Origin of the sequence: Pseudomonas sp. RGB, from assembly GCF_007713445.1 — a bacterium.
GTDB lineage: Bacteria > Pseudomonadota > Gammaproteobacteria > Pseudomonadales > Pseudomonadaceae > Aquipseudomonas.
In genome coordinates, this window is record NZ_VMSH01000002.1 from 455,237 (window position 1) to 478,419 (window position 23,183).

A 23,183-nucleotide genomic window follows, 5' to 3' on the forward strand; every position below is an offset into this window, starting at 1 on the left:
CGCAAACCCCGTCGGCGGGAGGGGGATAAGTACTTTTCTAAAGAGAATTTTCGCCTGCGTGAGCTTTTCTAACTATCAAATCAAAATTTTTTTAACATACAAAATTATTTAATTAGAAATTTAGTGACATTATTATTGCAAGACTTCGGTGACTTTGAAATGCACTCTACTTAAAGCTGATGCATGATATCTTCTCATCCAACTATCTCCTAACCTCGTGAGTATAGACCCAGATCAAAAATCTGGTCTTTTTTTAGATTTTATGTTATACGTGCGCAGAATAATGCTACGCAAAATATTTGCACAACTAGTCAGACTTTGCGTCGAAGGTGATATGAGAACGATTTCTAAGGTTGCAATACATAATGTATACACGGAAGGTAAAACTGCGGTAATTGATTTTCCGACACCAGTAACCATACTTACTGGATATAATGGTATTGGAAAATCTACCACACTAGCAGTCATCCATAGCACTTTGTCCATATATGGGAAAAGAGAGTTTTTATTTCCAAGAACGAACTGGGCCAGTCAGATCCATTTTGATAGCGGGCTTATCGTTAATCACGCAAAGATAGGTCGGGTTCTGGAAAGTACTTACGGCACTTCCCTAGCTGGCAAAAACAATAATACAACAGAATCGCTGAAAGATTTCTATCAGAGAATTTTTTCTGCCGTCACAAATATTGTAAAAAACAGAAATATTCTTATTAGTAAAGAAGGTGAGCGCAGAGATTCAAGATCCACAAACTTTATGGCTCTAGCGCAATCTCCAAAAAAGAGAGGCAGGGAAGATAGCCACTTGAGCGATCAAGATGGAGAAGTGCAATCTATTCTCTATTGCGATGAACTTTTTAACTTCAGTCTAATTTCTGATGAAATTGAAAATTTAGATGACCTGGATATATTTTCTAAAAAAAACACTCTAGATAAAACTTTATATAGATTGATGCGCCGATTCGCTGCGCTTGATCAAAGCTCTATAGTCAATGAAAACCTTACAGCGTTAATAAACAGTATTAAGGGAGTTTTTGCTGCCAGCAATATGCCCGATGAACTGCGTCGCAAGCTTGATGTTTACGAATCCAATCTTTATATAAATCGCCACGAGCATTTCCTGAAAGAAGCGAATGTTTTTTTTCGCATGACAGGAAGAGAAGTCTTTTTGGATAACGAAGGGTTTCTGAGTGTCAGATTAGATCCCATCGAGGTCAATAAAGATGAAGTAAAATGGTTTAACTTATCCAAGGGTGAAAAAACCCTCTTAAGTTTGCTTCTGGCTGCATTTCTCAGCCGTGGTAAAAGCACTATATTTTTGTTAGATGAGCCTGACCTCTCCTTGCATCTAAAATGGCAAAAGCAGCTTTTGACAAGTTTGTGTCGCTTGGCTCCTGAGGCGCAATTCATCATTTCCACTCACTCACCGGCGATGGTCGGGACAATTGATGATGAAAGAATCTTAAACATCAGCTCGTTTAGTAAGGCTTAACATGGAAAACTTAGGCTTTGCCTTTGATGCAGATTATGTTGAGAACCAAAAATTCTTTATGGAAGATACGGACCTTCCAGAGGTTGTTGTGTGGGTTGAATCCCCCGACGATACTAAGTTGTGGATGCCTGCTTTCTCTGAAATCACCAAATATCAGTTCAGCTTCAAACCCGCATCTATTTTCCCAGCCAATGACGATAAAAATGCTAATGGGTGCAGTCGACTTCTTGGTCTTGTAGATAGCGGTGATTTGATTTTGGGCAAACACCAGATTCTATGTCTGGATAGCGACTTCAAGTTTATCTCTAGCTTTGCTGAAGAATATGTGTGCGAATATACTGAAAGGGATAATATTTACTGGACCCAAGTACACTCCAAAGAAAACATATACTTGAACTCTATATTAGTGGATAAAATTATTAGTCACTTAGTTGGAATTCCGGCGACTCAACTTGCACAATCCACGAGCATCGTACTTTCAAAGCTTTCCAGCGCCATTTATGAGTGTTACTCCAAGTTTTTATATTTACAATCTCAAAGCAGGCCTTCAACCTCCGCAATTAGCCAGTACAAAGATGAATTCATTGCCACCTTTGAACATTTGAAGTGCAAACCAACATCAGAAAAGGTGGAATTTGAAGGTTGCGTTTTCTGGGACAAATTTCGTACTGACTTAAACTTACTTAATGAAAAGCTTTCCGACGTAATTAGCACAGAAAAAATAGATGACAGCTTTGAAAAGTATTCAAACAACTTAATAAAAGCAGGTATCTCTCCAGAAAATATTCATTACTTTGTCCGCGGACATGACCTATACTCACTAATAAACGAATTATCTTGTAAGACCATCGAGTCGTACAAGAAAAAAGCAATTTCGGAAATTGTTTCTTTAGTGACGAGAAACTCTTCACAAAATATTAAAGAATACGTGGGAAGTATGCAACCTTTTGGCATCTGTTTGAAAGCAAGAGAGCCTATATTTAACGGCCTGACTTTTTTCGAAAAAACACTAGAACATATAAAACATACTTATAAATGAAACTTGTTCCGCTCACAATTATGGAAGCCGACTAACTCCAAACCAGGCACATAAAAAGCCTTACAACTTTAAGATCTGCTGTTTATTGAAGACTGCTGCTGGTTGCGGCGGCAGTTTTCGATCATCGGAATTAGAGAGTAATATATTTTAGCTTTATTCCTAGTTGAGTAGCTTCGTCTGAATTGCTTAAAAACACCGATGCATTTCCTGGTACTGGCGTTGCCCCGTGAGTATGAGCGGCCAACTGGGTGTTCATCTTTTGCACCAGTTCGAGCAAATCACACACCACCTGAAAGATGTTCACACTCTCGGAGCCAATATGGCATTTTGGAGCAACTAACCGTTAACTGATCGCTGCCACACTCTCACGCAGCCCCAAAATCCTTTCCTCCATATCGCCACTCACCGTGGCGTTGTGCTTCTGCCCCACCACCAGGTTCAGATCCCGCCCAGTCGCCTGGTGCAGATCATCCACTGCCGCCAGGCTTGCAGATCCTCCCGAAAGCAGCTTGAGCGCGCCCAGGGCTTCAAGCGTCTTGATGCCCCCTACCGACTCGGTTGAATGGTCGTCCACGGTCCTGGTGTGGCTCTGGTAATGCTCAGTGTTGCCCATCGCCTCCACTTCCCGCTCGATCGCCTTGTCCAGAATCTTGCCGTCCGTCTGGCGCAGCCAGTTGCCGTCCGCGTCGACACGCTGCTGACAGGCTTCGCTGTGCTGCCACACCTGGTCACCCTTCGGAACGCTGGGCATGCTTAGGCCGTGGGGCAGAATGGTTTGGATATAGGGCTTGTGTGGCAAGCCGTATGGGCCGGCCCTCGGGTATCCGAGACCATCGCCCTAGCTTGGGAAGATGTCGACCTGGAGCAAGGCACCGTGACATTCCGCAGGTCCAAGGTACGTGGAGCTTACCGGGTGACGAAAACCAGACGATCTACCCGCAAGGTTCGCCCCCTCCCCCCGCCTGGGATGCGCTGCAGAAGATCGATGCACTGAGGAACCGGAAAGCGGAGACGGTTGATATTGTTGAGCGGGACAACAAGACGGTGCGAAAACACAAACTGCATTTTGTCTTCCTTAATACGAAAAGCGGCCTGCCTCACGCCAACGATTTTGTGGTCCGCCACAGGTTCTTCAAGGCTCACTTGCTCGCGGCCGGGGTCCGCTATCGTGGGCCTGGCCAGTGCAGGCATACATACGCCAGTCAGTTACTAACCACCGGCGTTGCGTCGATCGACTGGATAGCCGAACAGATGGGACATACCAACGGGAACATGATCCGTCAGCATTACGGGACCTGGATCAATGAAGACGGCCCAGATGTCATGGGGATGCTGCAGCTGGCATTGAGGCTTTAGGCGCAAGGTTGTTTTTCTCTGAAAGGAAGCTTTCTGCCAACAGCTGCCGTAAACGGGCCTACGAAACGGGGAAAATTCGGAAATACAAATTGGTCAACGCTTGATAGATTGCTCGATTCTCGAATAAAGAGGCTCTAGATCGGAAAGCAATGATGACTGTCTAACTACATCTTCAAATCCGAATTTTCGCGCAACGGCTTTAACCGCCTTGACATATGAGGCGCTGCAAAATGGTGATACCACAATTTCATCAATAATAAAGGCGCAATCAATAGGAGCCATGTGCGACCTGTATGTCTCAAGATCATTTATCTGAGCCCCTTCAATTTGCATATACGCTCTCACCTCTCTCTCGTGAGCATAGGAACTCCTCTTGAAGATAGGATCAAGAAGAGCGTTTTGTTTTTGTGCGTTCATCACTGCTTCGGAGTCCGCCTGCGTCAAGCGCGTATAATTAACGTAACTCACCCTTGCGATTTTACCGTTAAACTCTTTTCCCAGCGCTTTCGCAAGTCCTCCTACCGTAGTGCGAATTGCAATAGCTTTCCCGGCATCACCATAAAGTTTCCACATTGCCTCAGACTCGTCATCTCCTTGATACCAACAAGATACTACCCTAGAATGAAAAAGCCTTTGAGCAAATACCTTGAAGTTATTTAAGTCTTGCGACCCACTAGCCTCATGAGAAAAATACATCGTGGGGGGGCACTTCTCTTTGACCAAGTTAAGAACAACAGGCGGGGGATATCCCTCATAAGGATCACTTTTGCTATATGCGCCCAAGCTAGACATGTATAGCGCACTATCATCTAATATATTGATAAACCTATCGAGTGTCATGTAGCGCCAAATATTTTCCTCGCAGGACAGATCCCCCACTAGAGTCGCTGACATTTCTCCACCCCCAATGATTATTCAATAAAGTTATCAGCAGCTCATGCTGAAAAATTTGATCCATATCGCCTTGTACATCTGCTACTAACGAAATTAGCTTTGGCTTGATGTTGATTGTGACTTTACCAGACACACAGGACGTAGTGTTTTTGTCAGAAAAACAGAATCTACCAAACCTGGCAGAAAGCATCCTATGATCGAACGCTCCATATTGGCAGATCTCCATCGGTCCCAACAAGCGGGCTCCTGCGAAGGTGAGTTGCTCGGAGATATTCACAAAACCAAGAGCTATTCAATATCGTCCTTTCAGGTGTTCTGTCACAGTGAATGGTGCTACATACGGAGCTGATCGAACCTGATTCATTAGATTCCAGTAGCAACTTCTGGCATATTGATGCTCAAGTGCCGTTGGATGCTGAAATCTATAGAGAGAAGACCCATTAATATCCGGAGTAAAACTACGAGAGTATTCAGGCATTAAATAATTTTGAATTCCCCACGACAGCCTGTTCAAATGCTCAGCAATGGTGCTGGCCTGGTACGCACAAATGTCATCATGAAAAATTTCGTACATCTCTTCTTGGGCGAGCATTGCTTGGTATAACTCGACCGTATACCCCGCCTTATTTAGAATGCCCTGCAGCTCCTCAGCCACACCAACGGAGCGCAAAGAATTGTGTTTGGATAAATTCCCAACAATTTTGAGAACAAGGTATCTGGGAACTCGTATCTCTGCTTCCAAAATTATCGAAGGCAACCATAGATCCACAGCAATTTCCAAACTAAGCCATTCTGTGAAGTCGTCTACGGCCTTTTTTAGATCGAATACAGAGAAATTTTCTTCAAAGCTTGGTGCTTCAGCGATAGACTTTAATGCACGTAAATAGGGAGTCGACGGAACTAGCGCTTTCTTGTCTGTCATGGACAAAAAATCCACAAGTACAATAAAGAAAAATTGCTGATGCGTCATTGTTTTGAACTGGATGCTTTGACGCTTTCCCTCACCGCCTTGGGTAATCAATTCATAGTTGAGCATTGAACGCAGTAGTTCATTCACAGCTGAAAGGTAAACGACCTCTTGTTCCATTTTATTCAACTGACTCATCTCTATTTACCTTTCAGGAGCGGTCACGCGTTAAAGGATCCATGAGCTGACTCTAGAAATCCCGCAGGTCACCCTGAATGGGAAACTGAATCGCGTCTAGATCCCCATCGCTAGCGGAGGCGGAGGCCTGATGTTGATTAATTTGCCGCCAGCAAATATCGACTTCTGCATGTCGATTGTAGGCTGACAGGCCGACGCGGCAAGGCTCCATTCGCAGACGAGAAAAACAATCATCTGTCCCAGATCTGTCCCATATAGCCTTTTTTCAGACACCAGAAACCAAAAACCCCCGACTTTCTCTAGGAAAATCAGGGGTTTGTGTTTACTTAATGTGGCGGTGAAGGAGAGATTCGAACTCTCGATACAATTTCTTGTATACACACTTTCCAGGCGTGCTCCTTAAGCCACTCGGACACTTCACCGTATCTCGTCAAACCAGTTCAGTCTGTCGAGGCGCGCTAATGTAGTCGAAAGCCTTTCTGATGGCAAAGGTTTTTTTCAGAATTTTCATGCGCTTAGACGGTTATGCCGTTACCCACCCAGCGAGGGACGGTGAATCTGCCATTCTCGGGCATCGGCGGTACGCGTTTGGTAGGGCTGCTGCGCCCTGCTCCGGGCCGTCTACCCTTGGGGATGCAGGAAAAGTCTGACTGTGTAGTCAGTCACGGCGCTTTACCGGGGCGGGTGTGGTGGGTAACGTCTGCGCATGCGCTTCTATAAACAGCCTATCTATAACAAATCCTACAAGGAACCGCGTCATGAGTGAGTTGATTGCCTACCACCTCGAAGACGGTATCGCGACCCTGACCTTGAGCAACGGCAAGGTGAATGCCATTTCTCCGGCCGTCGTCAGTGAGTTTAATGCTGCACTGGATCAGGCCGAGAAGGATCGCGCGGTGGTGATCATCACCGGCACGCCGGGGATTCTGTCGGGTGGTTATGATTTGAAGGTGATGACAGCCGGGCCTAAAGAGGCCATCAGCCTGGTGACGTCGGGCTCGACGTTGGCGCGTCGCCTGCTGTCGCACCCGTTTCCGGTGATTGTGGCGTGCCCTGGGCACGCGGTGGCCAAAGGTGCATTCCTGCTGTTGTCGGCCGATTACCGCATTGGTGTGGAAGGCCCGTTCAGCATTGGCCTGAATGAAGTGGCGATCGGCATGACCATGCATCACGCCGGTATCGAGTTGGCGCGGGATCGTCTGCGCAAGTCGGCGTTTCACCGTTCGGTCATCAATGCCGAAATGTTTGACCCGCAAGGTGCCTTGGCAGCCGGCTTCCTGGATAAAGTGGTTGCGCCAGAAGAGTTGCACGCGGCGGCCCTGGAAGCGGCGCGCCAGTTGAAGAAGATCAACATGAACGCTCATAAGCACACCAAGTTGAAGGTGCGTAAGGCACTGCTGGAAGCCTTGGATGACGCAATCATCCAGGATCAGGGCCATAACCTGATCTGATGCCTTACCCATGTTGTGCCAAAGCCCGACCTTGAGTCGGGCTTTTTCTTACAAAAAATGGGGATACGTCTTAAACCGCTCTAGCTGGGCGCTGCCGGCACACATTGAAACATGTGCTTAAACATCGCCTATCTCCCACATCTGTAGGGGCAATTGCCGAATACAGTGCACATCCGTACACTGCGCCACCTTTTGTCCCGATGGGCTGTGTCGATGCTTTTTCTGTTACGTATGTTGTTGATGGGCCTGCACTTTATGGTCGCCGGAGTGCTGGGCGTGCTGCTGGGCATCTGTCGGCCGTTCAACCCGGATAACAGCCGCTTGTGCGCTCGCCTGTATGGGTTGCCTGCGATGTGGATGTTGCGACTGAACGTGAAGGCGGACGTCGACTCGCTGCGTAATAAGCCCGGCACGTGCGTGATCATCGCCAACCACCAGTCCAACTACGACCTGTTTGTGCTGGGCACTGTGGTGCCGCATCGCACGGTGTGCATTGCCAAAAAAAGCCTGAAATGGGTGCCGCTGTTCGGCCAGTTGTTCTGGTTGGCGGGCAATGTGCTGATCGACCGGGGCAACGCGCACAAGGCGCGGCGCGCGATGCTCACCACGACGCGCACTTTGCAGCATGAAGACACATCGATCTGGGTGTTCCCGGAAGGCACACGCAACTTGGGCAAGGGGCTGCTGCCGTTCAAGAAAGGCGCGTTTCATATGGCGATTGCGGCGGGTGTGCCCATCGTGCAGGTGTGTGTCAGCAATTACGTCACGCACATGCAGCTTAATCGCTGGGACAGCGGTGATGTGCTCATACGCTCGCTGCCGCCGATTCCTACCGTAGGACTGACTTCGGATGACATCCCGGCGTTGATGCAGGCGTGTCAGAAGCAGATGGATGAGTGTATTGCACAGATGGACCGTGAACTGCAGACCGCTTGGGCACCTGCGCCTTTGTGATTTTTTGCGGGCGCTTTGCACCCCCATACAAACAAGCGTGCTCGCCACAAAAAGCGTGCCTGCATGAGCAACAAGGGAACGCCATTCAAGCTAAGCTGCCCAACATCTGTCCTCCCAATAAGAAGCGATCAGCACCATGGGTAGAGTTGTTGCGGCGGCCGTTTACAGCGCCGGAAAGAAAGTCACTGATATCACCCTCGATGAAGGCGCTGCCTGGGCCGCCAAGCCCGATCACTTTGTGTGGATCGGCCTTGAAGAGCCCAGCGCCCAGGAGCTGGCCAACCTGCAACGCCAGTTCAACCTGCACGAACTGGCCATCGAAGACGCCCTCGAAAAACACAGCCGCCCCAAGCTTGAAACCTTCGGTGATGCGCTGTTTATCGTCACCTACTCACCGGTGCGCGAGAACGGCAAGCTGGAGTTTATCGAAACCCATATTTTTGCCGGCAACGGTTACATCATCACTGCCCGCAACGGCCACTCGGCGTCCTACGGCTTTGTGCGCCAGCGCTGTGAGGCGCGGCCGTTGTTGCTGGAGCACGGGGAAGATTTCGTACTCTATGCGCTGCTGGATTTCGTCACCGAGAATTACCAGCCGGTGAGCGAAGCGATCCACGCCGAAATTGATGAGCTGGAGCGCAATGTGCTGTGCAGCTCGCTGAGCGAGCGTGATATCCAGAACCTCCACGGCCTGCGCCGCGACGTGCTGCGGCTTAAACGCTATGTGGCGCCGATGGTAGAGATCAGTCAGGAACTGCAAAAACTGAGCTTCCCGTTTATCGACAAGAACATGCGCCCGTATTTTCGCGACGTGCAGATCCACGTGACGCGGCAGATGGAAGACCTCACCACCTTGCGCGATATCGCCAGCCAGACGATTGAGATTGGTGTGTTGCTCGAAGCCTCGCGTCAGAGCGTGGTGCAGCGCAAGTTCGCCGCGTGGGCGGCGATCCTGGCGTTCCCCACCGCGGTGGCGGGGATTTATGGGATGAACTTCCAGAACATGCCCGAGCTGCAATGGCATTACGGCTACTTTGCGGTGCTCGGGTTTATTGCGGTGGGCTGCACGAGTTTGTGGGCCAGCTTCAAGCGGTCGGGCTGGTTGTAAATCAACGCCAGCCAGCCGGCCCCGCCTCAAGCGTGATTCAGGCCACGTCGGCTTCTGGCTTGTGCGCCACAAAACGCATCATCCATTCCGCCACGGTTGCGCCGTGGTGGTCACGCGCCAGACTGGCCACGCCATTGGTGTAGATCTTCTCGCCCAACGTTGTCTGAAGAATTTCCAGCAGCTCGCGGGAATAGTCGTGGATGAATTCCGGGTGGCCCTGGAAGCACAACACCTGGTCTTCAATGTGGTAAGCGGCGTACGGGCAGAAATCGCTGGAGGCAATCACGGTAGCGTTTTCCGGCAGGCGGGTGACCTGGTCCTGATGGCTGATCAACAAGGTCAGCTCTTCCACCACCGGGCTCATCCACGGCGCCTTGGCGTTGAGTTTGTAGTCGTGGATGCCCATGCCCCAGCCCTTGCTGGCGCGCTCGGTCTTGCCGCCCAACAGCAGCGCGAGCAACTGGTGACCGAAGCACACGCCCAGCAACTTGTCGCCGCGCTCATAGCGTTCAAGCAGGTAGGTTTTGAGGGTCTGAATCCACGGGTCGGTGCCAAAGGAATCGGCTTTGCTGCCGGTGATCAGGTAGGCGTCAAACGCCTCGTCATCCGGCGGGTATTCGCCCTGAACCACGTTGTACACAACAAACTCAGCAGCAATCGGCTGCTTGGAGAACAGGCGCTTGAACATCTGCCCGTACCCTTGGTATTGATCGATCAAGCCTGGACGCAGGATATCGGTTTCCAGGATACAGACGCGTAGCGACATAAAAAATACCTGACACGGTGGTGGGAATAATGCACACCCCAGAGCCTGCCTTGAAACACCCCTGCAAAGCAAGTCTCGCCAAGTGCCTCAGTGTGGGGGCGGGCTTGCGTGCGATGGCGTCATATCAGCCGACATATGCATTGGCTGACACACCGCTATCGCGGGCAAGCCCGCTCCCACATGGGTGCTATATCGCTCAGGCTAAGGTGTTTAGGTCAGGTGAATATTTCTCCTTGTGCTGCTTTTTCCAGCAGCAGAGCCGGGGGCGAGAAGCGCTCCCCGTACTGCTCGGCCAGGTAGCGCGCCCGGGCGATAAAGTCGTTCAGGCCGTACTGGTTGATAAACTGCAGCGCACCGCCGCTCCACGCGGCAAAGCCTATGCCGAAGATTGAGCCGACGTTGGCGTCAGCCGTCGACCTCAACACGCCCTCCTCCACACAACGCACGGTTTCGATGGCCTGGATGAACAGCAAACGGTCGCGCACATCCTGCGGCGAAATTTGGTTATCGGGCTGTTCAAAGCGCGCTTTCAGCTCCGGCCACAGGTGTTTCTGCGCCCCTTGGGGGTAGTCGTAAAAACCACCGCCCGCCGCCTTGCCCGTGCGTTTGTACTCATTCACCAACAGGTCGATCACCAAGGTCGCGGGATGCGTCGGCGGCGCCTTGCCTTCAGCCTGTAGATCTTTCGCGGTTTGCTGCCGGATGTGGCTCATCAAGCTCAGCGACACCTCATCCGACACCGCCAACGGCCCCACCGGCATGCCGGCCTTGCGCGCTTCGGTTTCGATCATCGGCGCGGCCACGCCTTCGCCGAGCATGGCAATGCCTTCGTTGGTGAAGGTGCCGAACACCCGCGAGGTGAAAAAACCACGACTGTCGTTGACCACGATCGGAGTTTTCTTGATTTGCAGGACGAAATCAAAACCTCGGGCCAGGGTTTCGTCGCGGGTATGGGCGCCCTTGATGATTTCCACCAGCGGCATCTTGTCGACCGGACTGAAAAAATGCAGACCAATGAACTTGCCTTGATCGGGCACGGCGTTGGCCAGGCCGCTGATGGGCAAGGTCGAGGTGTTGGAGGCGATGACGGCGTCGCTGCCGACCACACGTTGCGCGGCGGCCGAGACCCTGGCCTTGAGCTCACGGTCTTCGAACACCGCTTCGATGATCAGGTCGCAGCCGGCCAGGTCGGCGTCGTCTTGCGTAGGATGGATCCGCGCCAGGATGGTATCGCGCTGTTCGGCCGTCAGTTGCCCACGACTGATCTTCTTGTCCAGCAGCGCGGCCGAATGCGCCGTGCCCTTTTCGGCCGCAGCCAGGCTGACGTCCTTGAGCACCACGTCGATGCCCGCACTGGCGCTGACATAGGCGATGCCCGCGCCCATCATCCCCGCGCCCAGTACGCCGACTTTGCGCGTGACGTACGGCGCAAAACCTTGTGGCCGTGAGCTGCCGGCGTTGATGTCATTGAGCTGGAACCAAAAGGTGCCGATCATGTTTTTCGCCACTTGGCCGGTGACGAGTTCGGTGAAGTAGCGCGTTTCGATCAGGTGCGCAGTGTCGAAATCGACTTGGGCGCCCTCCACGGCGGCGCAGAGGATTTTCTCCGGGGCCGGGAAGCAGCCATGGGTTTTGCTGCGCAAAATCGACGGCGCAATCGCCAGCATTTGCGCCACCTTCGGGTTCGACGGCGTGCCGCCAGGGATCTGATAAGCCTTGTTGTCCCACGGTTGTCTGGCCTCGGGATTGGCCAGAATCCAGGCGCGGGATTTGGCCAGCAGCTCATCGCGATCCATCGCCAGCGCATTGATCAACCCGGCTTGCAGCGCCTGCTGCGGCCGCACCTTCTTGCCTTCCAGCAAATACGGCAGGGCCTTTTCCAACCCGAGCATGCGCACCATGCGCACTACCCCGCCGCCGCCCGGCAACAAGCCCAAGGTGACTTCAGGCAAGCCGAGCTGTGTCGAGTTGTCATCCAGCGCGACGCGGTAATGGCACGCCAGGCAAATCTCCCAACCGCCGCCCAACGCCGCACCGTTGATAGCGGCCACCACTGGCCTGCCAAGGGTTTCCAGACGGCGCAGTTGGGCCTTCAACACCAACACGCCGTCGTAAAATTCCTTGGCGTGAGCCTTATCGACTTTGATCAATTCATTGAGGTCACCGCCGGCAAAAAAGGTTTTCTTCGCCGAGGTGATCACCACACCGGCGATGCCGTCCTTTTCTGCCTCCAGGCGTGCGACCGCGGCCGCCATGGCCTCGCGGTACACGCCGTTCATGGTGTTGGCGCTCTGGCCGGGCATATCGAGGGTCAGCACCACGATCTGGTCCTGGCCTTTTTCGTAACGAATGGCGTCGGTCATGACAGGTTCCTTGGACTCAGAGGCGTTCGATGATGGTGGCGATGCCCATGCCACCGCCGACACACAGGGTGGCCAGGCCGTAGCGCTGCTGGCGCACTTCCAGTTCGTCGAGCAGGGTGCCGAGGATCGCGCAGCCCGTGGCGCCGAGCGGGTGCCCCATGGCAATGGAGCCGCCGTTGACGTTGACCCGTGCAGCGTCGATGCCCATGTCTTTGATGAACTTGAGGACGACCGAGGCAAACGCTTCGTTGACTTCAAACAGGTCGATGTCTTCCACGCGCAAACCGGCCTTGGCCAGGGCTTTGCGCGTGGCCGGTGCCGGGCCGGTGAGCATGATGGTCGGGTCGGTGCTGGTGACCGCCGTGGCGACGATGCGCGCCCGCGGTTGCAAGCCCAGTTCGCGGCCTTTGGCCTCGGAGCCGATCAACATCAGCGCGGCGCCGTCGACGATACCGGAACTGTTGCCTGGCGTGTGCACGTGATGGATGCGTTCCACATGGCTGTAGACGCGCAGGGCGGTGGCATCGAAGCCCATCTGGCCCATCATCTCGAAGCTTGGCTTGAGCTTGCCGAGGCCTTCAAGGCTGGAGTCGCCACGAATGAACTCGTCGTGGTCCAGCAGCACGATGCCGTTTTGGTCCTGCACCGCGATCAGCGACTTGTTGAAAGAACCGTCCGCACGCGCCCTGGCCGCTTTCTGCTGGGAATGTAGGGCGAAGGCGTCGACGTCATGGCGGGTGAAGCCTTCCAGGGTCGCGATCAAGTCCGCGCCGATGCCTTGGGGCGTGAAGTGACTGTGCATGTTGGTCTGCGGGTCGAGCACCCAGGCGCCGCCATCACTGCCCATGGGCACGCGCGACATGGATTCGACGCCGCCGACCACCACCAGGTCCTCAAAGCCGGAACGCACTTTCATCGCGCCCAGGTTCACCGCTTCGAGGCCCGAGGCACAGAAACGGTTGATTTGTACGCCGGCGACACTGATGTCCCAGTCCGCCACCAGTGCGGCGGTTTTGGCGATGTCGGCGCCCTGGTCGCCCACCGGGGTGACGCAACCGAGCACGATGTCATCCACCTGGCGTGTGTCGAGGTCGCTGCGCTGCGCCAGCGCGGTGAGCAGATCCGCCACCAGGTTTACCGGTTTGACGCTGTGCAGGGCGCCGTCGGCCTTGCCTTTGCCCCGGGGCGTGCGTATCGCATCAAAGATCAAAGCTTGGGTCATGACATCCTCGAACGCAGTGCGTGTGTGCCCCTACCTTAGGCCCGATTGACACGGTTTCAATGACGGATGCGCTCATTGCTTTTGACCCTCACGCTCGGACGAACGGTAGGGTGCTATGGGAAAGCGCGGGTTAATCGTTTTAGCGGTCTAGCCAAGGCATTGGCGCCAAGATGGCGATATGCCTCATGCCTTTTTAAGTAGAAATGCTGATTAGCTGATATTAAATGGATCTAAGCGACGCAGAACGAGGGCTCTAAGGTTCAATCAGTAAGAAGTTGCTGCCGGGTTTTGCTGGAGCAGCTGTAAGAAAAGCGACACGTCACGTTGCGATACTGAAATTGACCGGCACGCATTTGACGCTCAGGAATAACAACAAAAGGCAGTCAGCCATGTTCAAACATTCGAAAGTACGTCAGGCGGGACTTATTCTGTTCGCCACCACACTGATTCTGATCTTGCCCAATTTAACCAAGGTTATTGGGTGACGACTCGATCCTCACATTCCGTGCACACATTGCATCAGGACTGCAGCTTTTGGCAGCACCTGCCGGGACATTGCGCATAGCGGTCCTGTTGCAGGGGCTGTCTTTTTGCGTGCCGATTTCCGGTATCGTGGGCGCCATCGCCACTTCAAACCGGGCTCACTCTTGAAACTGATCCTCGCCTTTCTCGCCGCGCTGTTGGCCCTTCCCGCTGCGGCCGCCCAGCTGACCATCGACTTGGACCACGCCAGCAAAACCTGGCAGACCGAAGACCTGCTCAAGCACCCGCAGGCGCAGACGGTGCATATCGTCGATGACGTTTCCTACAAGCGCGACATGACTTATCGCGCGGTGCCGCTGGCGGCTCTGTTGCCGGGCCTCTCGCCGGAAAATCATCTGCAAGCCGTCGCCCTCGACGGCTTCGCCGCCGAGCTGACGGCGGCGCCTTTGCTGCAAAAACACGGTGCCCGTGCCTGGCTGGCGGTGGAAGACCCAGCTCATCCGTGGCCCGCGCTGGCCGAAGGCAAGCCAAGTGCCGGGCCGTTCTATCTGGTGTGGACCGACCCGCAAGCCGGGAACATCAGCCCTGAGCAATGGCCCTTCCAGATGTCCGGGATCAAGCAATTGAAGACGGTGGCCGAGCGCTTTCCAGCCCTGTTGCCTGACCCGAAACTCGCCGCGAATGACCCGATCAACCAGGGCTTTGCGCTGTTCCAGAAAAACTGCCTGGCCTGTCACCGCCTCAACGGCGCCGGCGATGCGCAGGTGGGGCCGGACCTGAATATTCCCTACAACCCTACGGAATATTTCAGCGGGGATTTCCTCAAGCGTTATATCCGCGACCCGCAGAGCCTGCGGCACTGGCCCCAGGCGAAGATGCCAGCGTTCGCAGCCAGTGTGTTACCGGACGGCGAGCTGGATTTGCTGGTGGGGTATTTAAAGCATATGGCGGGGCGTAAGCAGCAGCCGTAAGCCTTACCAAGCTCCCTTGCTCAACGGGACTGCTGTGGCGAGCGGGCTTGTTGTGGCGAGCGGGCTTGCCCCGCGTTGGGCTGCGCAGCAGCCCTAATAAAGCAGAATGCGGTGTGTCAGGTACTTCTCAAAGTGTAGTTTTGGGGCCGCTTCGCAGCCCAACGCGGGGCAAGCCCGCTCGCCACAGCAAGCCCGTCCGCCACGACAGGTCCGCGCCTGCATTTGAGCTACCCGACTCCGGAGATTATTGCTGCTGCACCGAAATCACCGGCGTCGGCGCCACGAACACTTTGGCGTGCATTTGCTCATGCCCGCCGCCTCGGCGCATGCCGCGTACCGGGCAGGCATCCAGGTAATCCAGGCCTACCGCCAACTTTAAATGCCGCTCGGGCCGCGCCAATTGGTTGGTCACATCAAAGCTGTACCACGCGTCATCCAGCCAGGCTTCGGCCCAGGCGTGGCTGGCCAGGTGCGTGCTGTCTTCGGTGTACAAATACCCCGACACATATCGCGCTGGAATGCCCAGGCTGCGCGCGCAGGCCAGGAATGCATGGGTGTGGTCCTGGCACACGCCTGCGCGCCCCGCGAATGCCGTGGCGGCGCAGGTGTCGACTTCAGTGGCGCCGGGCGTGTAGACCATCGACTGGTTGAGCGCATGCATCAGGTCGATCAACGCAGAGCGGTCGCGGCGTTGACGGCAATGCTGGTCGGCAAAACCGCGCAACGCGTCGTCCGGCTCGGTCAGTCGCGTGCTGCGCAGGAACGGAAACGCCGACTGGCTTTCATGCTCAGCTTCGCGCAATTCATCGATGTCCACTTGGCCACGGGCGCCGATGATGATGGCGTCGTGGGGCTCATCAAGGGTCAGCACATGCAGGATGTTGCCAAACGGGTCGACCTGCGCGCGCACCGGGCGCGGCAGGTCGAGCTGCCAACTGAGCACGTGCTGGCGTTCGCTGTCGTGGGGCGTGAGGCGCAGGTACTGGATGCTGGCGCGCACCTGGTCTTCGTAGTGATAGGTGGTTTCGTGGCTGATGGAAAGTCTCATGCCGCCTCCAGGTAGGAACTGTAGATGGCGTCGCCCAACTGGCGGACCAAGGGGATAAAGTCGGTCAGCCAGGCATGCAGGCCTTCCTCGAGAATTTCGTCGATGGCAGTAAAGCGCAGGCGCGCGTCCATCTCGGCGGCCAGGCGCTGGGCCGGGCGCCCGTTGAGGCCGGGCAGGCTGGCAAGGATCTGGTCAATCTCTTCGCTGCAAGCACGCAGCGAACGTGGGACATCAGCGCGCAACAACAGCAGTTCGGCCACTTGCCGGGCGCCGGGTGCGTCACGGTAGATCTCGGTGTAGGCCTCAAACGACGACAACGCGCGCAGCAGGGCACTCCACTGATAGTAGGCATGAGCCGTGCCGTCGCTGACCGCAGCGGCTTGGTCGCCAGCCATTTCGTAGCGCGCATCCAACAGGCGCAGGGTGTTGTCGGCACGCTCGATGAAGGTGCCCAGGCGAATAAAACGAAACGCGTCGTTACGCATGATGGTGCCGTAGGTGGCGCCACGGAACAGGTGCGACCGCTCCTTGACCCACTCACAGAACCGACTCATGCCGTAGCGGCTCAGCCCTTGCTGGGCGATATCCCGGATATCCAGCCAGGTGGCGTTGATGTTTTCCCACATGTCGGCGGTGATTCGCCCACGCACCGCATGGGCGCTGGCGCGCGCGGCGCCGAGGCAACTGTAGATGCTCGCCGGGTTGGCCGCGTCCAACGCAAAGAAGTGCAGCAGGCGCTCGGCATGCAGTTCGCCGTGGCGCTCGTGGTAATCCTCCAGGGTGCCGGTGATCAGCAGCGGCATGGCCAATTCGTGCAGGCCATCACCGCGCCCATCCTGGGGCATCAGCGACAGCGAATAGCTGACATCAAGCATGCGTGCGAGGTTTTCCGCGCGTTCCAGGTAGCGCGACATCCAGTACAAATCCGAGGCAGTTCTACTCAACATGGCATCAGTCCTCGACCACCCAGGTGTCTTTGGTGCCGCCGCCCTGGGACGAGTTGACCACCAGCGAGCCCTCGCGCAGGGCCACGCGGGTCAAACCGCCGGGCACCACGCGGGTTTCCTTGCCGGACAACACGAACGGCCGCAGGTCGATATGGCGCGGCGCAATGCCGTTTTCGACGAAGGTCGGACACGTGGATAAACACAGCGTCGGCTGCGCGATATAGGCGTGGGGCTTGGCCTTGATGCGCGCGCGGAAGGCTTCGATTTCCGCTTTTGTCGACGCCGGGCCCACCAGCATGCCGTAGCCGCCGGAACCTTGGGTTTCCTTGACGACCAGGTCCGGAAGGTTGGCCAGCACGTGGGACAATTCGTCGGGCTTACGGCATTGAAACGTAGGCACGTTCTTCAGAATCGGCTCTTCATCCAGGTAAAAACGGATCATCTCGGTGACGAAGGGATACACCGACTTGTCATCGGCCACCCCGGTGCCAATCGCATTGGCCAACACCACATTGCCCGAGCGATAGGCTGCGAGCAGGCCGGGCACGCCGAGCATGGAGTCGGGGTTGAAGGCCAGTGGGTCAAGAAATGCGTCATCGAGGCGACGGTAGATCACATCCACGGCCTTGGGGCCGTCAGTGGTGCGCATGAATACGCGGTCATCGCGCACGAACAAGTCGGCGCCTTCCACCAGTTCCACGCCCATTTCCCGCGCAAGGAAGGCGTGCTCGAAGAACGCGCTGTTAAAGCGCCCCGGGGTCAGCACCACCACGCTGGGGTTATCCAGAGGGCTTGAGCTTTTCAGGGTGTCGAGCAACAGGTTGGGGTAATGGTCGATGGGCGCGATGCGCTGGGCGGCGAACAACTCGGGGAACAGGCGCATCATCATCTTGCGGTCTTCGAGCATGTAACTCACGCCGCTCGGCGTGCGCAGGTTGTCTTCCAACACGTAGTAGGTGCCGTCGCCATCGCGTACGAGATCGACACCGGAGATGTGGGAATACAGATCGCGGTGCAGGTCCAGGCCCTGCATGGCCAACTGGTATTGCTCGTTGGCCAACACCTGTTCGGCGGGGATGATCCCGGCCTTGATGATGCGTTGCTCGTGATAGAGGTCGGCGAGAAACAGGTTCAGCGCCTTGACCCGCTGAATGCAGCCGCGCTCGACAATTTGCCACTCACTCGCCGGAATGCTGCGCGGAATGGTGTCGAAAGGAATCAGGCGCTCGGTGCCCTGCTCGTCCCCGTACAGGGTGAAGGTGATCCCGGCGCGATGAAACAGCAAATCGGCTTCACGCCGGCGCTGGGCCAGCAGTTCGGCGGGAGTTTCAGCTAACCAGCGGGCGAACTCGCGGTAATGGGGGCGGACCTGCCCTGCCCCGTCGTACATTTCATCGTAATAAGTGCGGATCATGCCGTACTCCTTGTCACCCGGGCGCGAGAACCGTCGCAAGGCCCGTGCCAGCGGCATAAACACTTAAAAATCAGTGAGTTAAATAACCTGCAGGTTTTGCGCGCACCGTCCTGGTGCGCAGAATGCCCGCTGTCCTGTACCACGCTTCATCGCAATGCGGGCTTTGACTATCAACAGCATAGTCAGAGTTGATTTCACTGCCCGGTTGCGCTTGCGGATAATCCTCACATCGGCTGACCAGGATGTTTCCTGAGATGTCAGCGAACCGCTCTTCCCTTTAGGCCACCCTCTTTGGGTGGTTTTTTTTGCGCCGTAGAAAGCCAAGAGCCCGGCTTGCCGGCGATCGCGACGTTAAAGACGCTATCGGCAGCAGGCCGGGCTCGTAGTGGGTGGCGATGTTAAGGGTGCAGTTGTGGGGAGTGCACAAACAAAATCGGCCGACCCAAAGGTCAGCCGATACGCTGTGTTGCTCATCGAATGCCGCTACATGGGTAACCCACGCACCTCCTGCTTGACGCCCCATCCCTCAATGATTCCGCCCAAAGGCTCGACCACCGCTTCAAAGTCTTGCTCGAAGTCTCCTATGCCGTCGTAGGTTGCGAACATGATTTTGCTCAGTTCCAGGTACCAGGCGCCATCGTCGCGCGCGCTGACCTGGGCATTCAGGGATTCCCCACGAAATCGACCCGCAGCCCTGCGCGCCCGTTCCTCATCCGGGAAAATGGCGTAGAACTCGATGGGGTGGAACCGTGAGAAGTCGAAACCGCCTTCTTTCATGCGGCGCAGTACGTTGGTGCTGATGTCTTCTTGATAGGCTGTGCTCATGAAACGTCCTCCTCAAACTGATGGATAGACTTTCCGTGCTTCCCGAAGACCGCGCCCTGCTGGCGCGGGTGCTACGGCATTAACGACACCGCGGGAAAACAAGCATGTAGCTGACAAGACCAGACCTTAGCGATTCATTCGCTGATCTCGGTTGCAGAGTAGCGCGAAGCTATCACCTCCACCAGAGGTGCTTGAAGGGCATACAGGCAATGTTCAGGCGGCGGGCGAAATGTCGAGGATTTGAATGCTGTTCTGGTCTTTAAGAATCTTGACCGTAGGCTCGGGTTTGCGCCCTTCCAAGTCATTCAGGTCAAGTTCGGCGGCCACTGGCACCAGCTTGTTACGAATCATGTGTGCCGCATCTTCGAGGCTGGGCTTCTGGTCGCAGCTGAACTGCTCGACGGACTGAACGCCGTGATCATCAACGAAGGTAATCTGCCACTTTTGCATCGGTGCCTCCTCGATAAAACCCATGTGTGGGCTTACAACTATCTGGACCTTGAGGGCTCTGCAAACGTTCCACTCAAGTCAGGAGGCACTTGATTAATTACACTTATTTTTCAGCGTGTTCTTTCAAGGCTTTCAAGGTGTTGAACGGCGCGTCCACTACAAACTTGTTGGCCAGCCACGATGGCACGCTGCCGCCTGGCTCGGTGTGCACCTGGTAGGTCACTTCGGTCTGGTTGTCGCCTTTGGGTACCAGCTTCCAGTAGCCGTCTACCTGGGCAACGCGCACGTAGCCTTTCACTTCTGGCTGATAGGTCGGCACTTCCAGCAATTTGCGGGTCACGGTGCCGTCGGCAGCCTTGGAAGTGGTGATTTCGAGGATCGAATCGCGGTCGGTCACCGGGAACGGTGCCTTGAACTGGGTGTAGGTCCAGCTCTTGTCGCCTTCGGTCTTGAGCAGTTTTTGCGATTTGCATTCGTGGATCCAGGAGCAGGCACCGGCCACGTCTTCCTGCAGGGCCTGGATCTTGGCGACAGGCGCCTTGATCAGCGCCACACCGCGGTAGGCCTTGTATTTGGAGCCGGCAATTTCGCTCAGGGAGACCTTGATACCGTCTTCGTCCTTGGCGACCTGCCAATCCTCAGCCTGCGCAGTGGCAGCAAACAACACCGTAAAACCGCACAACACAGCCATTCGTTTCAGCGAACCCATTGTTGTATTCCTTATTGTCGAAGTTCTGAAAGTAAGTTCTGAAAGTAAATTCCGATAGTAAAGCCCATCAAGCCGCCGTCATCTGCTCCCACCAGCCGATCAACCGGATCGCATCGGCCTGGTCGTTGCCACAGACATCCAGATCTGCCTTGAAATCACTGCACACCGCTGGGCGTTCCGGTTGGCCAAACAGCAGGCATAGCTGTTCGACCGACAGGTGCAGGCAGCGTTCGCCCGCAGGTTTGCCGTGTGGCATTCCCGGCAATGGCGAACTGATGGAGGGGGCAATGCAGCATGCGCCACAGCCTTCACGGCATTTCATGACCAACAGGTCCTCGACGACTCAATGTGGATGGCCGGGCTAGAGTACGCCCTTAAACAGCCGTTTTAAAATGGTCTAACAGGGGTTTTTCGCACAAAAAAAAAGTGACTGACCAGTCTGCGACAGATGGTCGATGAGCGGCGTCACCTTTGCGCGAAATTTATTGCTTGAACTCGAAATCCAGCGCCGCGCCTTCGATATCGCGACGTTCATCGTTACGCAACTGCAGCTTCATCTCGTTGCTGAGCAAGCGGCCGTTGATCTGGAACGCGCTGTTGTCGGAAGGTTTCTCGCCAAACATCGGCGGCAGCAAGGGCACGCTCTTGGGCTTGGGCATGGTGCCAATGGGCTGCAAGTGCCTGACCATGTCCGTAGGCAGTGTCAGGTCCAACTGTGCCGGTGGCAGTTTGGTCTGCGCCACTTCATGGGCTGACTTGGATTTGCTCGCGACGGGGGCGCGCTTTTTCACCGTGGCGGCTTTCTTCTTGGCTGCCGGAGCCTTTTTGGCGGGCGCCGGTTTTTTCGCGGGGGTGGCCTGCTCGGTACTGGCGGCGGGCTTGCTTTCAGACACCACAGGCGTTGCCGCCAGCACGGTGCCGACGTTACACAGGCTTAACAGGCCAACCACTACAGCAGCGCGAAAAATAGATGTCATATCGCCAACAGCATTAACGGCAGAGGGCCATATGCTCGCTTGTTGTGCGCGGCATGACAAGTCTGGTGATTAGCCAGCTATCGGTAATGTCCCCATTACACGCCTCAGCCACCGGCCTCAAAGCCCGGCCGCAGTTTCCTGGCACAGCTGGCTGGCGAGCATCCCCAAGGTCATCAGCGCCCGCTCTGCCTCGCGGTTCCACGGCGTGCCGCAGTTGAGGCGAATACAGTGGTTGAACTGTTCCGTATTACTGAAAATCACCCCCGGCGCAATGCTGATGCCCTGCTGCAGTGCGCGCACGTGCAGTTCCTGGGTATTGACCCGCCCCGGCAAACTGACCCACAAGATAAAGCCGCCGTTGGGACGCGTCATCTGTGTGCCTTCCGGGAAATACTGCTGCACCGCCAGCTGAAAAGCGCTGAGGTTCTTGCGGTACTCCTGGCGGATATAACGCAGGTGGCGGTCATAGCCGCCGTTTTCCAAGTAGGCCGCAACGCCCATCTGGGTCACGCTGCAGGCCGAGTGGGTGCTGAACATCTGCAGCCGCTGGATTTCCTGCTGGTATTTGCCGGCAATCATCCAGCCGATGCGCACGCCGGGAGACAAGGTCTTGGAAAAGCTCGAGCAGTAGATCACCCGGTCGAGGCGGTCATAGGCTTTCAGCGCCTTGGTGCGGCCCAGTTCGAACATCAGTTCGCCGTAGATATCGTCCTCGACGATCTGGATATCGAAATCCGAGGCCAGGCGCAGCAACTGTTTCTGGCGTTCTTCAGGCATGGTCGCGCCCAGGGGATTGCTCAGGCGCGTGGTCAGCACCAGGGCCTTGATCGACCATTGGTTGGCCGCCAGCTGCAAGGCCTCAAGGCTCATGCCGGTGGACGGGTCGCTGGGGATCTCGATGACTTTGAGGCCCAGCAGGTCGGCCAATTGCAGCAAACCGTAATAGGTGGGTGATTCGGCGGCGATCAGGTCGCCCGGGCGGGTCAGCACGCGCAACGACATCTGCAACGCATCGACACAACCGTGGGTGATCACCACTTCGGAGGGGTCCACCACTACGCCGGCGTCGCGCATGCGAATCGCCACTTGGCGGCGCAACGGCTCAAAGCCCGGGCTGAACATGTAACTGAATGCGCGCGGGCTCTGGAAGCGGGTGACTTTGGCCAATTGCTGGTGCAGCGCCCGCACAGGCAGGTAATCCACACTCGGCACGGCGGCGCCCAACGGGAACACACCTTCGCGGCGCGACTCGACCAAGACTTGCTGGATGATGCTGCTGCGGGTGACCAACCCCGGGCGCTCGACCCTCGCGATGTCCGGCGTGGGCGCCGTCAACGCAGGCGTCTGGTGCACGTAATAGCCCGACTGCGGCCGCGCCCGGATCAGCCCCTGGTCTTCCAGGTTGGCATAGGCCTGTAACACCGTGGCGTGGCTGACGTTGAGCTGGGAGCTCATTTTGCGCACCGAGGGCACACGCTCACCGGGTTGATAGACACCACGGCGGATGTCCTCAGCCAGTTGCTGGGCGATACGTTGGTAGAGCAACAGATTGGTCATGACGCAGCACTCGATTTCACGGGTATTTTATTTTTGTGTGAAACATACCGGCACA

General features: G+C 55.6%; 20 protein-coding genes, 1 tRNA gene and 2 pseudogenes. 7 read left to right on the forward strand and 16 right to left on the reverse strand.

Annotated features, from left to right (window positions below; all coding sequences use genetic code 11):
* Positions 1-334: 334 nt before the first annotated feature.
* Positions 335-1,489, forward strand: coding sequence for an AAA family ATPase (locus tag FPT15_RS05765; RefSeq protein WP_178119655.1), 1,155 nt, complete (start codon positions 335-337; stop codon positions 1,487-1,489).
* Position 1,490: 1 nt separating this feature from the next.
* Positions 1,491-2,528 carry a DUF4435 domain-containing protein gene (locus tag FPT15_RS05770; protein ID WP_145159206.1) on the forward strand — a complete coding sequence of 346 codons (1,038 nt, stop codon included), beginning with the start codon at positions 1,491-1,493 and terminating at the stop codon, positions 2,526-2,528.
* 130 nt (positions 2,529-2,658) lie between these two features.
* Here the strand turns inward: FPT15_RS05770 and FPT15_RS05775 are convergent.
* A pseudogene (locus FPT15_RS05775) lies at positions 2,659-3,333 on the reverse strand (hypothetical protein); the annotation flags it as partial.
* Here FPT15_RS05775 and FPT15_RS29955 point away from each other — a divergent pair.
* Positions 3,331-3,884 (forward strand): annotated as a pseudogene (locus tag FPT15_RS29955) (tyrosine-type recombinase/integrase); the annotation flags it as partial. The pseudogenes FPT15_RS05775 and FPT15_RS29955 sit on opposite strands and share 3 nt — an antisense overlap.
* A gap of 93 nt (positions 3,885-3,977) precedes the next feature.
* Here the strand turns inward: FPT15_RS29955 and FPT15_RS05785 are convergent.
* From FPT15_RS05785 to FPT15_RS05795, 3 genes are all read right to left on the reverse strand, one after another.
* Positions 3,978-4,778: a DUF2971 domain-containing protein gene (locus tag FPT15_RS05785; RefSeq protein WP_145159208.1), complete on the reverse strand. Its 801-nt coding sequence runs from the start codon at positions 4,776-4,778 to the stop codon at positions 3,978-3,980.
* Between the two features lie 292 nt (positions 4,779-5,070).
* A complete protein-coding gene (locus FPT15_RS05790) occupies positions 5,071-5,883 on the reverse strand; it encodes a hypothetical protein (protein ID WP_145159210.1) in 813 nt (270 codons plus the stop codon).
* Positions 5,884-6,215: 332 nt separating this feature from the next.
* Positions 6,216-6,305, reverse strand: a tRNA-Ser gene (locus tag FPT15_RS05795).
* 336 nt (positions 6,306-6,641) lie between these two features.
* Here FPT15_RS05795 and FPT15_RS05800 point away from each other — a divergent pair.
* The 3 genes from FPT15_RS05800 to FPT15_RS05810 all read left to right on the forward strand — a co-directional run bounded on the left by FPT15_RS05800 (position 6,642) and on the right by FPT15_RS05810 (position 9,396).
* A complete protein-coding gene (locus FPT15_RS05800) occupies positions 6,642-7,334 on the forward strand; it encodes a crotonase/enoyl-CoA hydratase family protein (RefSeq protein WP_145159212.1) in 693 nt (230 codons plus the stop codon).
* A gap of 213 nt (positions 7,335-7,547) precedes the next feature.
* Complete coding sequence (locus FPT15_RS05805; protein WP_145159214.1) at positions 7,548-8,288, forward strand: 1-acylglycerol-3-phosphate O-acyltransferase; 741 nt, start codon at positions 7,548-7,550, stop codon at positions 8,286-8,288.
* 136 nt (positions 8,289-8,424) lie between these two features.
* Complete coding sequence (locus tag FPT15_RS05810) at positions 8,425-9,396, forward strand: magnesium and cobalt transport protein CorA (protein WP_058420797.1); 972 nt, start codon at positions 8,425-8,427, stop codon at positions 9,394-9,396.
* Positions 9,397-9,433: 37 nt separating this feature from the next.
* Here FPT15_RS05810 and FPT15_RS05815 read toward each other — a convergent pair whose 3' ends face one another.
* The 3 genes from FPT15_RS05815 to FPT15_RS05830 form a co-directional block, all read right to left on the reverse strand.
* Positions 9,434-10,162: an amidotransferase gene (locus FPT15_RS05815; protein WP_145159216.1), complete on the reverse strand. Its 729-nt coding sequence runs from the start codon at positions 10,160-10,162 to the stop codon at positions 9,434-9,436.
* Positions 10,163-10,377: 215 nt separating this feature from the next.
* Complete coding sequence (locus tag FPT15_RS05825) at positions 10,378-12,525, reverse strand: 3-hydroxyacyl-CoA dehydrogenase NAD-binding domain-containing protein (protein WP_145159220.1); 2,148 nt, start codon at positions 12,523-12,525, stop codon at positions 10,378-10,380.
* 16 nt (positions 12,526-12,541) lie between these two features.
* Positions 12,542-13,747: an acetyl-CoA C-acetyltransferase gene (locus tag FPT15_RS05830; protein WP_145159222.1), complete on the reverse strand. Its 1,206-nt coding sequence runs from the start codon at positions 13,745-13,747 to the stop codon at positions 12,542-12,544.
* Positions 13,748-14,394: 647 nt separating this feature from the next.
* Here FPT15_RS05830 and FPT15_RS05840 point away from each other — a divergent pair.
* A complete protein-coding gene (locus tag FPT15_RS05840) occupies positions 14,395-15,201 on the forward strand; it encodes a cytochrome c (protein WP_145159226.1) in 807 nt (268 codons plus the stop codon).
* A gap of 244 nt (positions 15,202-15,445) precedes the next feature.
* Here FPT15_RS05840 and FPT15_RS05850 read toward each other — a convergent pair whose 3' ends face one another.
* The 9 genes from FPT15_RS05850 to FPT15_RS05890 form a co-directional block, all read right to left on the reverse strand.
* On the reverse strand, positions 15,446-16,249 hold the full coding sequence (locus tag FPT15_RS05850; protein ID WP_145159228.1) for a transglutaminase family protein: 804 nt from the start codon (positions 16,247-16,249) through the stop codon (positions 15,446-15,448).
* A complete protein-coding gene (locus FPT15_RS05855) occupies positions 16,246-17,196 on the reverse strand; it encodes an alpha-E domain-containing protein (protein ID WP_106576198.1) in 951 nt (316 codons plus the stop codon). Before FPT15_RS05855 ends, FPT15_RS05850 begins: the two co-directional genes overlap by 4 nt.
* 4 nt (positions 17,197-17,200) lie before the next feature.
* Positions 17,201-18,610, reverse strand: a complete 1,410-nt coding sequence (locus FPT15_RS05860) for a circularly permuted type 2 ATP-grasp protein (protein WP_145159230.1) — start codon at positions 18,608-18,610, stop codon at positions 17,201-17,203.
* A gap of 483 nt (positions 18,611-19,093) precedes the next feature.
* Complete coding sequence (locus tag FPT15_RS05865) at positions 19,094-19,435, reverse strand: ribonuclease E inhibitor RraB (protein ID WP_003193463.1); 342 nt, start codon at positions 19,433-19,435, stop codon at positions 19,094-19,096.
* Positions 19,436-19,648: 213 nt separating this feature from the next.
* Positions 19,649-19,885, reverse strand: coding sequence for a hypothetical protein (locus tag FPT15_RS05870; protein WP_106576196.1), 237 nt, complete (start codon positions 19,883-19,885; stop codon positions 19,649-19,651).
* A gap of 103 nt (positions 19,886-19,988) precedes the next feature.
* A complete protein-coding gene (locus tag FPT15_RS05875) occupies positions 19,989-20,594 on the reverse strand; it encodes an START domain-containing protein (protein ID WP_064453725.1) in 606 nt (201 codons plus the stop codon).
* Positions 20,595-20,661: 67 nt separating this feature from the next.
* Entirely contained in the window at positions 20,662-20,916 is a 255-nt protein-coding gene (locus tag FPT15_RS05880; protein WP_083357231.1) for a YkgJ family cysteine cluster protein, read from the reverse strand.
* Between the two features lie 160 nt (positions 20,917-21,076).
* Entirely contained in the window at positions 21,077-21,571 is a 495-nt protein-coding gene (locus tag FPT15_RS05885; RefSeq protein WP_145159231.1) for a translation initiation factor 2, read from the reverse strand.
* Positions 21,572-21,688: 117 nt separating this feature from the next.
* Complete coding sequence (locus FPT15_RS05890) at positions 21,689-23,128, reverse strand: PLP-dependent aminotransferase family protein (RefSeq protein ID WP_106576193.1); 1,440 nt, start codon at positions 23,126-23,128, stop codon at positions 21,689-21,691.
* Between the last annotated feature and the right edge of the window lie 55 nt (positions 23,129-23,183).

Coding starts and splice junctions, on each gene's coding strand:
- FPT15_RS05765 (WP_178119655.1), top strand. CDS start 335: ATGAGAACGATTTCTAAGGTTGCAATACATAATGTATACACGGAAGGT.
- FPT15_RS05770 (WP_145159206.1), top strand. CDS start 1,491: ATGGAAAACTTAGGCTTTGCCTTTGATGCAGATTATGTTGAGAACCAA.
- FPT15_RS05785 (WP_145159208.1), bottom strand. CDS start 4,778: ATGTCAGCGACTCTAGTGGGGGATCTGTCCTGCGAGGAAAATATTTGG.
- FPT15_RS05790 (WP_145159210.1), bottom strand. CDS start 5,883: ATGAGTCAGTTGAATAAAATGGAACAAGAGGTCGTTTACCTTTCAGCT.
- FPT15_RS05800 (WP_145159212.1), top strand. CDS start 6,642: ATGAGTGAGTTGATTGCCTACCACCTCGAAGACGGTATCGCGACCCTG.
- FPT15_RS05805 (WP_145159214.1), top strand. CDS start 7,548: ATGCTTTTTCTGTTACGTATGTTGTTGATGGGCCTGCACTTTATGGTC.
- FPT15_RS05810 (WP_058420797.1), top strand. CDS start 8,425: ATGGGTAGAGTTGTTGCGGCGGCCGTTTACAGCGCCGGAAAGAAAGTC.
- FPT15_RS05815 (WP_145159216.1), bottom strand. CDS start 10,162: ATGTCGCTACGCGTCTGTATCCTGGAAACCGATATCCTGCGTCCAGGC.
- FPT15_RS05825 (WP_145159220.1), bottom strand. CDS start 12,525: ATGACCGACGCCATTCGTTACGAAAAAGGCCAGGACCAGATCGTGGTG.
- FPT15_RS05830 (WP_145159222.1), bottom strand. CDS start 13,747: ATGACCCAAGCTTTGATCTTTGATGCGATACGCACGCCCCGGGGCAAA.
- FPT15_RS05850 (WP_145159228.1), bottom strand. CDS start 16,249: ATGAGACTTTCCATCAGCCACGAAACCACCTATCACTACGAAGACCAG.
- FPT15_RS05855 (WP_106576198.1), bottom strand. CDS start 17,196: ATGTTGAGTAGAACTGCCTCGGATTTGTACTGGATGTCGCGCTACCTG.
- FPT15_RS05860 (WP_145159230.1), bottom strand. CDS start 18,610: ATGATCCGCACTTATTACGATGAAATGTACGACGGGGCAGGGCAGGTC.
- FPT15_RS05865 (WP_003193463.1), bottom strand. CDS start 19,435: ATGAGCACAGCCTATCAAGAAGACATCAGCACCAACGTACTGCGCCGC.
- FPT15_RS05870 (WP_106576196.1), bottom strand. CDS start 19,885: ATGCAAAAGTGGCAGATTACCTTCGTTGATGATCACGGCGTTCAGTCC.
- FPT15_RS05875 (WP_064453725.1), bottom strand. CDS start 20,594: ATGGGTTCGCTGAAACGAATGGCTGTGTTGTGCGGTTTTACGGTGTTG.
- FPT15_RS05880 (WP_083357231.1), bottom strand. CDS start 20,916: ATGAAATGCCGTGAAGGCTGTGGCGCATGCTGCATTGCCCCCTCCATC.
- FPT15_RS05885 (WP_145159231.1), bottom strand. CDS start 21,571: ATGACATCTATTTTTCGCGCTGCTGTAGTGGTTGGCCTGTTAAGCCTG.
- FPT15_RS05890 (WP_106576193.1), bottom strand. CDS start 23,128: ATGACCAATCTGTTGCTCTACCAACGTATCGCCCAGCAACTGGCTGAG.